Source organism: Bacillus sp. PAMC28571 (assembly GCF_014250435.1).
GTDB lineage: Bacteria > Bacillota > Bacilli > Bacillales > Bacillaceae > Bacillus > Bacillus safensis.
Genome location: NZ_CP060191.1, coordinates 3275767 through 3290684, shown reverse-complemented (window position 1 = coordinate 3290684; position 14918 = coordinate 3275767). Strand labels below are relative to the sequence as shown.

17 protein-coding genes are annotated in these 14918 nt (G+C 42.2%); 15 read left to right on the top strand and 2 right to left on the bottom strand.

What is annotated here, in order from left to right; genetic code table 11:
• Both H7F25_RS16695 and H7F25_RS16690 read left to right on the top strand, forming a co-directional pair.
• A complete protein-coding gene (locus tag H7F25_RS16695; protein WP_185853950.1) occupies positions 1-528 on the top strand; it encodes a YfjD family protein in 528 nt (175 codons plus the stop codon).
• A 99-nt stretch (positions 529-627) separates the two neighbouring features.
• Positions 628-1092, top strand: a complete 465-nt coding sequence (locus tag H7F25_RS16690; RefSeq protein WP_024423909.1) for a helix-turn-helix domain-containing protein — start codon at positions 628-630, stop codon at positions 1090-1092.
• A 54-nt stretch (positions 1093-1146) separates the two neighbouring features.
• On the opposite strand, the gene H7F25_RS16685 is transcribed toward H7F25_RS16690, so the two are convergent.
• Entirely contained in the window at positions 1147-1494 is a 348-nt protein-coding gene (locus tag H7F25_RS16685) for a helix-turn-helix domain-containing protein (protein ID WP_024427528.1), read from the bottom strand.
• Between the two features lie 205 nt (positions 1495-1699).
• On the opposite strand from H7F25_RS16685, the gene H7F25_RS16680 reads away from it, so the two are divergent.
• The 6 genes from H7F25_RS16680 to H7F25_RS16655 all read left to right on the top strand — a co-directional run bounded on the left by H7F25_RS16680 (position 1700) and on the right by H7F25_RS16655 (position 7424).
• On the top strand, positions 1700-2689 hold the full coding sequence (locus H7F25_RS16680) for an asparaginase (RefSeq protein WP_003215391.1): 990 nt from the start codon (positions 1700-1702) through the stop codon (positions 2687-2689).
• A gap of 28 nt (positions 2690-2717) precedes the next feature.
• Positions 2718-4139 (top strand): aspartate ammonia-lyase, encoded by a 1422-nt coding sequence (aspA, locus tag H7F25_RS16675; RefSeq protein WP_024423908.1) that lies wholly within the window; start codon positions 2718-2720, stop codon positions 4137-4139.
• A gap of 143 nt (positions 4140-4282) precedes the next feature.
• The gene (nhaC, locus tag H7F25_RS16670; RefSeq protein WP_034281362.1) at positions 4283-5689 is read left to right on the top strand and encodes a Na+/H+ antiporter NhaC; all 1407 of its coding nucleotides are present in this window, start codon (positions 4283-4285) and stop codon (positions 5687-5689) included.
• Between the two features lie 295 nt (positions 5690-5984).
• Complete coding sequence (locus H7F25_RS16665) at positions 5985-6410, top strand: YwqH-like family protein (RefSeq protein WP_024423906.1); 426 nt, start codon at positions 5985-5987, stop codon at positions 6408-6410.
• A gap of 37 nt (positions 6411-6447) precedes the next feature.
• Entirely contained in the window at positions 6448-6711 is a 264-nt protein-coding gene (locus H7F25_RS16660; RefSeq protein WP_024423905.1) for a YwqI/YxiC family protein, read from the top strand.
• Positions 6712-6998: 287 nt separating this feature from the next.
• Positions 6999-7424 carry a YwqH-like family protein gene (locus tag H7F25_RS16655; RefSeq protein WP_024423904.1) on the top strand — a complete coding sequence of 142 codons (426 nt, stop codon included), beginning with the start codon at positions 6999-7001 and terminating at the stop codon, positions 7422-7424.
• 47 nt (positions 7425-7471) lie between these two features.
• Here the strand turns inward: H7F25_RS16655 and H7F25_RS16650 are convergent, their stop codons facing one another.
• Positions 7472-7675 (bottom strand): hypothetical protein, encoded by a 204-nt coding sequence (locus H7F25_RS16650; RefSeq protein WP_024427523.1) that lies wholly within the window; start codon positions 7673-7675, stop codon positions 7472-7474.
• Positions 7676-7812: 137 nt separating this feature from the next.
• On the opposite strand from H7F25_RS16650, the gene H7F25_RS16645 reads away from it, so the two are divergent.
• The 7 genes from H7F25_RS16645 to H7F25_RS16615 all read left to right on the top strand — a co-directional run bounded on the left by H7F25_RS16645 (position 7813) and on the right by H7F25_RS16615 (position 14916).
• A complete protein-coding gene (locus H7F25_RS16645) occupies positions 7813-9771 on the top strand; it encodes a BglG family transcription antiterminator (protein ID WP_185853949.1) in 1959 nt (652 codons plus the stop codon).
• Between the two features lie 89 nt (positions 9772-9860).
• Entirely contained in the window at positions 9861-11171 is a 1311-nt protein-coding gene (locus H7F25_RS16640; RefSeq protein ID WP_185853948.1) for a PTS sugar transporter subunit IIC, read from the top strand.
• 31 nt (positions 11172-11202) lie between these two features.
• Complete coding sequence (locus H7F25_RS16635) at positions 11203-12636, top strand: glycoside hydrolase family 1 protein (protein ID WP_125586890.1); 1434 nt, start codon at positions 11203-11205, stop codon at positions 12634-12636.
• A gap of 12 nt (positions 12637-12648) precedes the next feature.
• The gene (locus tag H7F25_RS16630; protein WP_024427519.1) at positions 12649-12972 is read left to right on the top strand and encodes a PTS sugar transporter subunit IIB; all 324 of its coding nucleotides are present in this window, start codon (positions 12649-12651) and stop codon (positions 12970-12972) included.
• 19 nt (positions 12973-12991) lie between these two features.
• A complete protein-coding gene (locus tag H7F25_RS16625) occupies positions 12992-13321 on the top strand; it encodes a PTS sugar transporter subunit IIA (protein ID WP_024423898.1) in 330 nt (109 codons plus the stop codon).
• Positions 13322-13386: 65 nt separating this feature from the next.
• Positions 13387-14235, top strand: a complete 849-nt coding sequence (locus H7F25_RS16620) for a polysaccharide deacetylase family protein (RefSeq protein WP_103131790.1) — start codon at positions 13387-13389, stop codon at positions 14233-14235.
• 312 nt (positions 14236-14547) lie between these two features.
• Positions 14548-14916, top strand: coding sequence for a VOC family protein (locus H7F25_RS16615; RefSeq protein ID WP_024423896.1), 369 nt, complete (start codon positions 14548-14550; stop codon positions 14914-14916).
• The last annotated feature ends 2 nt before the right edge of the window (positions 14917-14918 follow it).

The window sequence follows — 14918 nt, the reverse complement described above, 5'->3', positions numbered from 1 at the left end:
TTGAATCCAAGTGAAGTAATAGAAGTAAGGAGCAGACCTTTTTTAAGAGTATGGGCATTCTTAGCAACGGGCGGCTTCGGTATCATCGGTATTTGGTTATTTTCAGAAGCCCTTACATTTGAATCGAACTATACATTGTTTTTATTTTTAGGCGGACTATTAGGTATTATCTATGGCTGGATCTCCTTTTTGATGATTTTGCCTGCTTTTACGAAGAGGGGAAATGTGATTTTTCGCATTCAGCGCGGAGAGAATGGCGCTGTGCTGCACCGGGAGCGAACGATCTCTTTTCAAGATATTCAATCAATTGACATGCGCAGGCATCGTTACAGTATAAAAGGATTTCTTTTCATGGATGTGCTCATTCGGAAAGTAGATGGGAAATTGATCAAAATTCCAGCGTACAGCATTTTAGATGAAGAAGTATTTGAACAGACCGTCAAACAGGAGATCTATCCATATTTACATCAGACAGCCCAAGAAAATTGGAGACAGCAGCATGGCCAAGGAGAAGAGAAGACCGACTAAGCTGTTTTTGTCAGAATTCTATAGGATGAGGCGCCACTTTTTCGAAGAAATCGTGTATGATGTCAGTAAAGACTGAACACTCGAAAGAGGCGATGAGAGATGGATAAAGAGATGGTAATCGACCTCGTCACAGAACAAATGGCACGGATTCGAAAAGAAAAGGATTATACGCAGGATCGTATGGCGGAGGTACTTGGTCTATCGAAACGGCATTTACAGCAGGTTGAAAAAAACAGGCTGCGTCTCAATTGGACGCAATCCGCGGCCGTATGTGCATTATTCAGAGATAGTGACATTCTGAAAGGGACACTAGGGGATGACCCGCTTGAGATTTTGGAAGTTGTGGCACATGATGAATTACATCTATCAGTAGAGCGTACGATTGGCGGCAAGGTTTGGTGGAGGACGTCTGTCAAAAAAGGCACGTTTCGCCTTCAGCAAAATGTACTTAGTCAGCATTACCGCATCTTAGATGAGGAGAATTATCGCTATTATAGTTCGTTTAATAAAGAAGAAGCGAAGCGGCGGCTAGAGGAATTAAGCCAGCTGTCTTCTCCATATTGAGATTGGAAAAGGAAAGAGAGGCACCTGTTTATAAGGTGCCTCTCTTTTCTGTGTTTATACTTTTAGAGTGTTTTTCGCCCGAATAAAGGCAACAAGCTGTTTGATTTCTTCATCATTTAGGGGAACGCCGTCTACATAAATGGTTCCTTCTTTTGCTTCCGTCAGTTCAATTTTGATATCAGAGATTTTGCGTTGTATCTCTGGCTCGTCCGTTCTACCAAGTAAAAAATCAATGGACGTATCATACAAATCAGCCAGCAGCTTCACTGCTTCAAGCGAAGGTCGTCGGTACCCAGATTCGTAACCGGCATAGGTGCTTTTGGCGATACCTAGGCGATCTGCCGTATGCTGGAGAGACCATTTTTTCTTTTTTCTAAGGGTGGTTAAACGATCGAGTATCATACATGAACGCTCCTTTATTTACAACAACAGTATATCATATTTTGACATAGAATGTACGCGTTATGCGTAACAATTTCTTGATTAATTCGCGTTATGTGACTATAATGGCAATGAAGGTACGCGTAAAGCGTATATTATAGAATAGCACAAGCTAGCTTATAATATGTGTGACAAACGAAGTAATTTTACGAAAGAGGTGGACCTGTTGAAGAAATTATTGCTTTTAACGACTGGTGGGACGATTGCATCTGTAGAGAGTGAAAATGGTTTAGCTCCAGGTGTTAAAGCTGAGGATCTTTTGAGCTATTTAAACGAAATTAATGCAGAATATACAATGGACACAAAGTCCCTAATGAGTATAGATAGTACAAATATGCAGCCTGAATACTGGGTTGATATCGCAACAGCCATTTATGAGAATTATGATCAGTATGACGGGTTTGTCGTTACTCACGGAACCGATACAATGGCCTATACATCAGCAGCGCTGTCTTATATGCTGCAAAATCCTGATAAGCCGATCGTGATTACAGGTTCACAAATTCCGATTACTTTTAAGAAAACAGATGCGAAGAAAAACATCACAGATGCAATTCGCTTTGCATGTGACGGTGTTGGCGGCGTGTATGTCGTGTTTGATGGCAGGGTCATCCAAGGAACACGTGCGATCAAACTAAGAACGAAAAGCTACGATGCATTTGAAAGCATTAACTACCCATATATTGCATCGATTGAAAACCATCAAATTGAATACAATAGCAAAGTAAAAAGATCGTCAATGAAACCGCTTAAATTAGATGCATCCTTAAACACCGACGTTTGTCTTTTGAAATTGCATCCAGGTCTAAAGCCTGAATTCTTAGATGCAATCAAAGGTGTATACAAAGGAGTCGTCATCGAAAGCTACGGCAGCGGCGGAATTCCTTTCGAAGGAAGAAACCTTTTAGAAAAGATCAACGAATTGCTCGAAGAAGGCATTTCTGTTGTCATCACCACTCAGTGTCTTGAAGAAGGAGAAGACATGAGTGTGTATGAGGTAGGACGCAAGATCAATCAAGAATTGGTGGCACGTTCAAGAAATATGAATACAGAAGCTATCGTGCCGAAACTGATGTGGGCACTAGGCAAAACAACAGATCCAAGAGAAGTCAAAAAGATTATGGAAACGCCAATCGCAGAAGATTTAGTGATTTAACTATTCTATAGAAAGCAGGTCATAAGAGATGGTTCAAGCAACTTATCGCTATGAGAAGGATTTTCTTGGTGAAAAAGAAATTCCAGCAGACGTGTATTATGGGGTTCAAACCCTTCGTGCAAAAGAGAATTTCCCGATTACAGGATATCGGATGCACGAGGAACTAATTAGAGCCTTTGCCATCGTGAAAAAAGCAGCAGCTCAAGCCAATATGGAAGTTGGACGTTTATATGAGGGAATTGGAAATGCCATCGTTCAAGCGTCTGATGAAGTCATTGAAGGCAAGCTGCACGAGTACTTTATTGTCGATCCAATTCAAGGCGGCGCAGGAACGTCCATGAATATGAATGCCAATGAAGTGATTGGAAACAGAGCACTAGAAATCATGGGACATCAAAAGGGAGAATACATTCATTTAAGCCCAAACACACATGTGAACATGTCGCAATCAACGAATGATTCATTCCCAACGGCAATCCACATTGCTGTGCTCAAGCAGTTAGACATTCTGCTTGAAACGATGCAAGTCATGCAGGACGTCTTTCAAAAGAAAGCGAAAGAATTCGATCATGTGATCAAAATGGGACGTACGCACCTTCAGGATGCTGTTCCAATCCGTTTGGGACAGGAATTTGAAGCTTACAGCCGTGTGCTGAGCCGTGATATTAAGCGGATCAACCAATCAAAACAGCATTTATATGAAGTCAATATGGGTGCAACAGCTGTTGGGACAGGCTTAAACGCAGATCCTCGTTATATTGAGATCGTGGTGAAGAAGCTCGCTGATATATCTGGTCTTCCTCTTGTAGGCGCAGAGCATCTCGTGGATGCAACGCAAAATACAGATGCTTACACAGAAGTATCCGCCGCTTTAAAAGTATGTATGATGAACATGTCTAAGATTGCCAATGACCTTCGCTTAATGGCATCTGGTCCGCGCGCAGGTCTTGCTGAAATCGCATTGCCGGCCCGTCAGCCTGGATCATCCATCATGCCTGGGAAAGTCAATCCAGTCATGGCAGAGCTCATTAACCAAATCGCATTCCAAGTCATTGGGAACGACCACACGATCTGTCTTGCTTCTGAAGCAGGCCAGCTTGAGTTAAATGTGATGGAGCCTGTTCTGGTCTTTAACTTGCTTCAATCTATTAGTATAATGAATAACGGATTCCGCTCATTCACAGATCATTGCTTAGCGGACATTGAAGCAAATGAAATACGTTTGAAAGAATATGTAGAAAAAAGTGCAGGCGTGATCACTGCCGTGAACCCTCACTTAGGCTATGAAGCAGCCGCTAGAATTGCAAGAGAAGCCATTTTAACAGGACAATCGATCAGAGATCTTTGCTTGCAGTACGATGTTTTAACGGAAGAAGAACTTGATATTATCTTAAATCCATTTGAGATGACAAAGCCTGGCATTGCGGGTGCAGAGCTCCTAGAGCGATAATAATATCAAAAATTTTATTTTATTAATATGTGGAATTGCCTGTGAAAAAGAGAAAAACAGGCAATTCACTTTCTTTCGAATTGACACACTTTTTTCACAATATTTTGAAAACGCTTAACGCACGCACAAAGGGAGGAAACACAATGAAATCACCACGTCTACCATCTATTTTAGAAGTCGTAGCTGTACTTGGCTTGTTTTTAGCGATTGTTTTATCATTTACTCTTTACTTCAAATTAGATATTCAGTTAGCATTGTTTATCTCATGGTTTATGGTTATTGCTTTAGGTATTCGATTGGGGCATTCATACAAAGATCTTCAAAACGCCATTACAAAAGGGATATCGAATGGTTTAGAGGCTGTTTTGATTTTAATTGCTGTAGGTGCACTTGTTGGAACATGGATTGCCGGCGGAGTGGTACCCACATTAATTTATTATGGACTGGAATTTATTCATCCTAATATTTTCTTACTAGCTACACTGATTATCTGTTCCATTATGTCTGTTGCTACAGGAACATCATGGGGGACAGTTGGAACCGCAGGTATTGCCATGATTGCGATTGGTGAAGGTTTGGGAATTCCATTACCTATCGTGGCTGGTGCTGTTTTATCTGGAGCTTATTTTGGCGATAAGTTATCTCCTTTATCTGATAGTACTGTGCTTGCTTCCTCACTTTCAAAAGTGGACGTGCTCGCACATGTTAGAGCAATGATGGTCTTATCCATACCTGCATTTGTCATAACTGCTATTATGTTTACAATTACCGGGTTTATGTATGGCGGAAAAAATATTGATCAAGGAAAAGTAGAGTTTTTGAAACAAGCACTGCAAGATACATTCACGATTAATATTTGGATGATCATTCCGGCGCTTATTGTTGTGCTATTACTTGTCTTGAAAAAGCCTTCAATGCCTGTTATTGCGATTGGTGCGCTTCTTGGTGCAGTTTGGGCAATGGCATTCCAAGGAATGAATCCAGCCGATGCACTTGGTACAGCTTATAATGGTTTCTCTATTAATTCAGATGTAGAATTCTTAAATACATTGTTAAACCGCGGTGGTATCGTTAATATGTTAGGGTCTCTAGTGGTGATTATCCTGGGACTTGGTTTCGGTGGAGTACTAGAATATTTAGGCGTATTAAAAGTCATCGTCGCGACATTTGAGAAAAAATTACATAATGCAGGGAATGTAACGCTGTCTACACTCGTTGTTGCGTTCTTCGCCAATATCTTTGGCTGTGCGATGTATGTATCGTTAATCCTTACACCAAAAATTATGGAAAAGAGCTACGATAAATTAAAGTTAGACAGACGAGTTTTATCCAGAAACTCTGAGGTCGGTGGTACGCTTACGTCTGGTATGGTTCCATGGTCAGATAACGGTATTTACATGGCAGGAATTCTCGGCGTATCGACATTCTCTTATTTACCATTTATGTGGTTGAGTTTTGTTGCCATTGGTCTTGCAATCATTTACGGATATACAGGTAAATTCATTTGGTACGTGAAAGATCAACAAGAAAGAGAAGAATCGGCCTCATAAGCCGTTTGCAAAAGCCGCTCCTGAACGGGGCGGCTTTGTTTGTCCTAGGACCGTGAGACTATATGTGGCATATAGCAAACGAACAGGAGTTTAGACCTCCTATAAATGAGGTCGAAAGGGGTAGTGTGAAGCAGAATGAAAGCATATTTATCCCATAAAAAGGGCACAAATCCCTATTCAAACATGAGTCTTTGAACCTTATAATAACAATATTGGAAAAAGCGCTATTCACCTTACGCTCGTTTAGAGGGACTCTAAGCAGCGTTTTTATTTTTTGACAGGAGGAGGAACCCATATGAGCTTATCGGATATGCTGTCTGCCCTTAACGGTGGCATTTCAAATAAAAAAGCAGAAATTGAAGAGAAAATCGCTCGGCTCAAAAAGGCGAAAAGCAAGGTTGAACGTGAACAAGATGCGGCAGAAACAGATTTAAAGCAAATCAAGCAGCCAAAGCTTGGGACCTCTTGGAAAGGTGAGCGAAGCCAGGATTTCAAAACAGACCGAAATGAAGCACATGATGCGCTGCAAACGATCGTGAACGATCAATACCCACGCTACGTGAGCCGTATCGAATTCAAAATCAGTACATTAGAAGCAGAACAAGCTGCGTTATCCTTTGCCAGTTCCTTAGCTGGAGACGCCGCACGTCTTGCTGAAAAAGGAGAAGACGCAGTAGAGGACGCAAAACGCTTGATCTCAAAAGCATGGAGCAGCTTGTAAACGAGTTTCATGCTGAACAAATCTGGAGGATATCACAATGGGACAAATTAAGTTAAACTACCAAACAGTTATGGATAAACTAGATGAAGTCTCCCAAGCCGTCGAAGCTTTAGCGATGAAAAAAGCAGCAGATAAAGCGGGTGAAAACAGCCTTGAATTTGTAACCAAGTGGACGGCACGTGAAGCAGAAGTGAGCGAAATGGTCTCAAGCTTTAAAGAAGCCTTAATTAAAAATGTTCAGGATACACGCTCTAACGTGAAAACATTAAAAGAACAAGACGAAGCGATTGCTGCAAAATAATCAGCACAATCGCTTTTATTTATGGGTACCATTGACATAATATGATTCTAGTCTTAAAGACTCATATAAAATCAGGGGTGTAAGACCTTGTATTATTCCGTTTTTCTTCCAAACGCGTCGCTAAAAGGACACCTTTTCCCTATTTAAGCCTGAGGCTTTTCGCCTTATACTATACTTAATGAAAGCAGAACGATAGAAATGTCAGGATTGGAAAAATCAAGTGAGTCGATGGTTTCCAAAGGCGCTCACGCCGTGCTTTCGTATGAGGTCAGATAGAGGTGGATGACATGAGTTTATCCGAGATGCTGCACCATCTGCATATGGGAATTGAGAACAAACGTGCAGAATTTGACGAAATGATCTCTCGGTTAAAGACAGCCAAAAGTAATATTCGAACAGAACAAGATCTTGCCCAGTCAGATATCAAAGAAATTAAGAAGCCTGCACTAGATTCGTCATGGAAAGGCGAGAGAGGAACCGACTTTCATCGCCACCGGAAAGATGCTTACAGTGTGATGCACGACGTCGTTAACAATGAATATGAAAAATATATAACAGAGATTGATCAAAAAATCTTACACTTTGAATTGAAAAAAATGGAGCTGGCTGTTGCCAGTAACTTTGCAGGAAGAGCTCAGGACGTGATGGAAAAGGGCGAGGATTTTGCAAAGGATGTTAAACATTTGATTGAACGGGGCTGGAAAGCTCTTTAAAACCATAAACGAAACAGCCGTCTCTTAAAAGGCGGCTGTTTTTTTGTTTAGTCACATCCACCACCGCCGCTGTCACCTGAATCACTCCCACAGGAGGCTTCAGAAGCGTGATGGGTATACGAATCAGTATAAGTGCTCGTCGTTGAGCTATGATGTGCAGAACGCTTAGCAGATGCACGTTTATCATTTGATGCGAACAAGCTGGCAATGATGGCTCCTAAAAAAGCTAATATGATAATGACAACAAACATAAAAGCATCCCTCCTCTAGTTTCATATTCATACGAATGAGCCATATCTAGGTTCCCGATTTGAAAGAAATACTGGGCAAAGAGTTCTATTTTCGTTTATGATGATAGGCAAAAGTAAATGCCAAGGGAGGAGAGCCCATGCTATCTCTACGTCAGGAGGAGCTTCTGAAACGATTGATGCAAGCGGAGCAGGAACTGACAAGTGAAGAAATTGCACGTGTGATCGGAGTCACATCACGAACCATCCGCACAGATATGAAAGCGCTTAAAGTGATCTTAGAAGAACATGGTGCCGCACTGCATATTAAACGCGGGGCAGGGTATACATTGAGCGTTGAAGATTATGGAGCCTTTCGTACATTTTTGAAAACCTCACTGAGAGAAAGGAATGAGAAAAAGGAACCGTCCATTCCCAATCAGCCTGAGGACCGTGTGGCTTATCTATTAAAAAGGCTGCTTCTGTCAGAAGACTATATCAAATTAGAGGGATTGGCAGAGGAATTATTTGTGAGTGAATCTACAGTGAAAAATGATTTGAAAGCTGTCAGGCACTTGTTTTCATTGCATGGACTTTCTATATCGCACCGGCCTAAATATGGCCTTCGTCTGACAGGCGATGAAATGAAATTAAGATATTGTATGGCAGAGCATGTGTTTCAGCAGGAGCATGCGAATGCTGCACTGTTACCTGAAGAAACGTATCAATTGATTCAGGACATCGTGCGTTCACGTACAAAAGCTACCGGACTTCATCTATCAGAAATCGGTTTAAGTAATTTAGTGACCCACATTGCCATCGCATGCAAACGAATTGAAGAAAAAAAGCTGGTCAAGATGCCAGAAGCGGAATTGAAAGAAATTCAAGTGCAGCCAGTTTTTCAGGTAGCTCAACAAATGGCAGAAGATATTCGCCGCGTATTAGCGATTGATTTTCCGTTATCTGAAATGGCGTACATTGCGATTCACTTAATGGGAGCAAAGATGATGGCATATGGAGAGGCTGGCCATACGCTATTTCATCTGCTGGACGAAGACCATTTTCGTTTCACTCACCAATTGCTTGCTTATGTAGAAGAGCACATGTCACTTGATATTCAGTTTGATAAGGAGCTGATCGTTGGTTTAAGTCTTCATTTGCGTTCTGCTATTCATCGCTTTAGATACGATATGAACATCCGAAATCCTTATTTACCAGACATTAAAAGGCATTATCCCATTGCGTTTGAGGCGGGTGTTTATATGGGCAGATGGCTGAAGGAAAAAGAGGGTGTTGAAATTCCTGAGGATGAAATCGGATATTTGGCGCTTCATATTGGGGCTGCAATCGAGCGGACAAAATCACAGCATGTAAGAAAGACATGTCTTATTGTGTGTGCGACGGGTGTCGCCAGCAGCCAGCTTCTTCTTTATAAACTCACGGCAGCTTTTAACGGAAGGCTGGAGATCGCTGGAACTGCAAGTGTCGGGGAACTTCCTTTGTATGATTTAAGAAGCATTGATTTTATTATTAGTACCATTCCGCTTCAAAATACATTGCCGGTGCCAGTCATTGATGTACATACGATTCTAAGTGACGATGATATTGTGCGGCTGAAACGCTTTGTGCAGAATTCACAGGATACAGGAGTTTTGCGGTATGTGAGTCCGGCGCTGACATTTTTTCAGCAAGATCTTCAATCAAGGGAAGAGGTTCTTCAATTTTTCGTGAACGTGCTAAAGGAGCAGCATCGAATCCCAGACGAGTTTGAACAATTATTGCTTGAAAGAGAGCAAGTATCACCCACATCTTTCGGTCATTTGGTTGCGATTCCTCATCCAATTAAACCGGCAACAGATGACACGTTTTGTGCGATCTGTACGTTGAAAAAACCGGTGCTGTGGGGAGAAGATCGAGTACAAGTTGTATGCTTGTTAAGCATCCAGAAGACGTATCAAAAAGAATTACAGTCGCTTTATCAATTTCTTGTGCGGCTGACAGAACGGAAGGAAGTGGTGGAACAACTCATCAAAGCTGCTTCATTTGAAGAACTGACAGCTGCGCTTCAAGTATTGGAGCATCCAAATGAAAAAACGCGGCACCCATTTCCGCATCTGTGAGGAAAAAGATTAGATGTTAATGAAAGCGCTTTTAAAATATCATCAAAAAGGAGGATGATCACGAGTTTTTGCAAAGGGGGAGACGGATCATGAGCTTCAAGGAGAAAGCGGCAGATGTCATGGGGCATGTGGCTTATCGCATCACCAACCAGAAATATATTATGGCGATTAAACAGGCATTTGTCACACTGATGCCGATCATCATTACAGGAGCTTTTGCTGTACTGGTGGCGAATATGATCATGGGCCCGGAGACAGGGCTTGCTCATTTTGAGATATTCAGGTTTTTAGCAGAGCTTCAGCCTATTATGAAGGCAATCAATTATGCCACGCTGAACTTTTTAACCATTGGGGCTGTTTTCCTCATTGGGATTGAGCTTGGGAAAATCAACGGTCACAAGTCTCTGTTCCCAGGATTGATGGCATTGATTTCATTTATATCTGTTATTCCAACGACACTTCTTCTTGAAGTCGATGGATCGATGCGTGAGGTTGTTGACGTGTTGGCAAGACAATTTTCTGATCCAAAAAGCTTATTTTTAGGGATGATCATTGCGATCGTATCTGTGGAGATTTTTTGTAAGCTGACCGAGGTGAAATGGCTGCAAATCAAGATGCCGGATTCGGTTCCGTCGAATGTGGCAACATCATTTTCGTCACTTTTCCCATCGATCATTACAATTACAATCATTAGTTCATTCGGCTTTGCATTTCATCGTGTGACAGGCATTTATTTGCATGAAGCAGTGTATAACGTGGTGCAGCGTCCGTTAGAAAGTGTTGTACAGGGGCTGCCTGGGATTTTAACGTTGATGTTTGTGGCGCAATTTTTCTGGGTGATCGGCATCCATGGCAACCAGATGATTAAGCCGATCCGGGAGCCGCTCTTATTAGGATCGATTGCAGTGAATATGACAGCATTTCAAGAGGGAAAAGAGATACCGAATATCATCACGATGCCGTTTTGGGATGTGTATATGAGCATCGGTGGTTCAGGTGTGACCATTGGTCTTTTGGTTGCGATTTTTATTGCTGGGAGAAGGGAAGAGATGCGAAGTATTGCCAAGCTCTCATCTGGACCCGGACTGTTCAACATCAATGAACCCGTTATTTTTGGATTACCTGTCATGCTAAACCCTGTGATGGCCATTCCATTTATCGTCACGCCGCTTGTGACAGGTACGATTGGGTATATTGCGACGGCTACAGGATTCGCTGGAAAAGCGGTCGTGATGGTGCCATGGACGACACCGCCGCTTGTAAATGCATGGCTGTCCACCGCCGGCAGTATGGGCGCTGTCATTACACAGCTTATCTGTATTGTGGTGGCTGTTTTCATCTATTTACCGTTTGTTCTCTTGTCTAACCGCAAGCCAGAAGCAGCACCAGATTCAGAATAAACATTCAGACGAAGAAAAGGGAGGCGGCGACATGAACAGAATTGAGATTCCAAGTGATTTTATCCTAGGTGCTGCGGCTTCTGCTTGGCAGACCGAGGGATGGAAGGGAAAGCGGGCGCATCAGGACTCGTACATCGACTTATGGTATAAGGAAGGATATCACGTGTGGCACGAAGGCTATGGTCCTGCTGGTGCGACAAACTTTTACGAGCGCTACCCTGAAGATGTAGCCTTAATGAAAGAGATTGGGCTGACACATTACAGGACATCGATCAATTGGTCGAGGTTTCTCATAGATTACGAGAATGGGATAGTGGATGAGGCCTATGCTCGTTACATTGATGATCTGATCAATGAATTAATCGCAGCAGGTGTAGAACCAATGTTTTGCTTAGAGCACTATGAGCTTCCTGCCGTTTTGTTTGAGAAGTACGGCGGATGGTCATCAAAGCATGTTGTCGAGCTGTTTGTACTTTATGCAGAAAAGGTGTTTGAGCGCTACGGAGACCGGGTCAAGCATTGGTTTAGTTTTAATGAACCGATTGTTGTCCAGACACGTGTTTATCTAGATGCCATCCGATATCCGTTTGAGCAAAATACGAAGAAATGGATGCAGTGGAACTATCATAAAGCACTAGCGACAGCAAAAGTAGTGAAGCTGTTTCAGGAGATGGGTTTAAAGGAATCGGCAGGAGCCAAAATCGGCGTGATTCTCAATCCAGAAGTGACGTATGCAAGATCGTCTGCCCCGCATGACCAAGAAGCGGCACGTATGTATGACTTGTTTTTTAATCGAATGTTCTTAGATCCTTCCATCAAAGGGGAGTATCCAGAGGAACTGATCGATGTGTTGAAAAAGCATGATATTCTTTTCGATTCTACAGAGGAAGAGCTTCAGATCATCAAGAATCATACGGTGGATGTCGTTGGGCTTAACTTGTACTATCCGCATCGTGTCAAGGCACCGAGTAAGGCTTGGAACGAAGGAACACCTTTTCATCCATCCTATTATTACGATATGTTTGAGCTTCCAGGGAGAAAAATGAATCCTTTCAGAGGCTGGGAAATCTACCCGAAGATTGTCTATGATATGGGGATGAGAATAAAAGAAGAATACGGAAATATTGAGTGGTTTGTGGCCGAAAATGGCATGGGTGTCGAAAAGGAAGAACGGTTTAAAACAGAAGACGGTATCATTGATGATCAGTATCGCATTTCATTTATCAGCCAGCATTTGAAGCGGGCACTTCAAGCGAAAGCAGAAGGATCAAATTGCACAGGCTATATGCTTTGGGCATTTACAGACAATGTCTCACCGATGAATGCCTTTAAAAACCGCTACGGATTAGTCGAAATCCAGCTGGAGAATGAACGAAATCGTCAGCTGAAAGCATCTGCGTATTGGTACCAGACATTAATCAAAACAAGGGAACTGCAGGTTGAAACAGAAGTCATTTATCAATAGGAGTGATGAGAAATGAAACGAATCATTCTCGCTTGTGCAGCAGGAATGTCAACGTCCATTGTGGTGTCCAAAATGAAGGCTGCCGCAGAAGCTAAAGGGCTGGATTACTATATTTATGCTATACCTGAAGGAGCCATTGCGGATGAACTAGAAGAGCATGGAGAGGATGTACAGGCGATTTTACTTGGACCGCAAGTTAGTTTTATGAAAAAAGCAGCAGAAAAAACAGCGGCACCTTATCAAATCCCTGTCGATGTCGTCAATGTGAGATTATACGGAACAGCAAACGGAGAAAAAATTCTAGAGCATGCACTGACACTAGCAAATGAATCTTGAATAATTGGAGGAGAAGCAGATGACGGTATTAGAGGAAATGCAGGGAGCAGCCTTTCAAATCATTGCCCATGCAGGCGAGGCAAGAAGTCATTATGTAGAAGCGATTCGTCTAGCAAGAGCTGATGATTTTGAAAAAGCGCAGCAGTTGATCGAAAAAGGGGAGGAAGCCTTTCGAAGCATCCACAATCTGCACTTGTCGCTGATTCAAAAAGAAGCGGCAGGTGAACAGCTTCCGTTTTCTTTACTGCTCATACACGCAGAAGATCAAATGCTCACAACAGAGACCATTCATCTGCTCGCCATCGAAATGATCGAAATGTGTAAAAAAATGAATACCCTGTCAAAATAGTTGTCAATGAATAACCAATTTCTGTTATAATCATTCGGTAGATAAAGAGAAAGCAGGATTGGTGAATGAAGAAAACATGTAGGCTGATGACGATTGGTCTTATGCTGCTGCTCATTTCGGGCTGTATGGGAATGAAAGAGCAGGCGGAAGGAAGCCAGCAAGTCGTCAAAGAGGAAAAGGGTCCATTACAAACAAAAGAGATTCAGCAGAAAAAAGAAACGGCAGTGATAGAGACAAAAACCTGGATGAAGCAAAAGGAGCCGGTCGAGCTTCCGATTTTGATGTATCATAGTATCTCAAGCGGCAACTCGTTACGTGTGCCTAAGAGCGAATTTGCATCTCATATGAAATGGCTGAAGGACAATGACTATGTCACACTGTCGCCAGAAGAGGCGTACCGCGTTTTCACAACAAATTCGATGCCAAGTAAGAAGAGTGTCCTCATTACATTTGATGATGGATATACGGATAACTATACAAAGGCATTTCCAATTTTAAAGCAGTATGGAATGAAAGCAACGATTTTCATGATTGAGCAATCCATTGGCCGTCCAAATCACTTAACGGATGAGCAAATGGATGAGATGATGGCACATGGGATATCGATTGAGAGTCATACGATTCATCATTTAGAGCTCAATCGATTATCAAAACAGCAGCAGGAAGAAGAGTTAAAAGGATCAAAGACATTCTTCGATCAGCGGTTTTCTCAGCGTACGAGAATGGTCAGCTATCCTGTCGGGCGCTATAATGAAGAGACGTTGAAGCTGGCGAAGGATGCTGGATATCAAATGGCTGTCACCACTGAACCAGGACATGCGAAGAAGGAACAAGGCATGATGTCCTTGCACCGCGTCCGCATTTCACCGGGACTTTCACCAGAAAGCTTTGGCAGGCTGGTCGAAGGGAAGTAACGATCAATGTTTCACATGAAACATTTTACGACAAGTTTCACCAAAATGAATCACCGCCCATACACCTTGACATGATATGTCTTGGTTTCAACTGTTATTATAAGAGACACTTAGATAGACAGAACTTTCATGACCAGGGGAGTTCTGTTTTTTAAAATTGTCATTCAAACCCTACATCGTAAGAAACACCTCAATGAAAGACTCAAAGTATCAAGCCCGCCAATGAAGTAACAATCAAATATTGCTCAGCAACGCAAAACTTAAGAAACCCTACATAGAAAAACCAATTGAGAAAAGAAAGGGAGAGGGAATATGTCAAACTTTTTTGGAATCGACCATGTTCAACTAGCTGCCCCAAAAGGCAGTGAAGAGAAAGCTCGTTTGTTTTTTGGCGAAATTTTAGGGATGAAAGAAATACCTAAGCCTAGTAATTTAGCTAAACGCGGAGGTGTCTGGTTCCAATGCGGTCATCATCAGCTTCACATTGGCATTCAGGAACATTTTCAAGCTGCAAAGAAAGCTCATCCAGCTTTTCTTGTAAAGAGCCTATCGGAATTAAAAGAGGTATTATTGAAGCATCAGATTAGTATAAAAGAAGATGAGCCATTGGAGGGTGCCAATCGGTTTTATGTAGAAGATCCTTTTGGGAATCGAATTGAGTTTTTAGAGAGAAGAGACTAGAA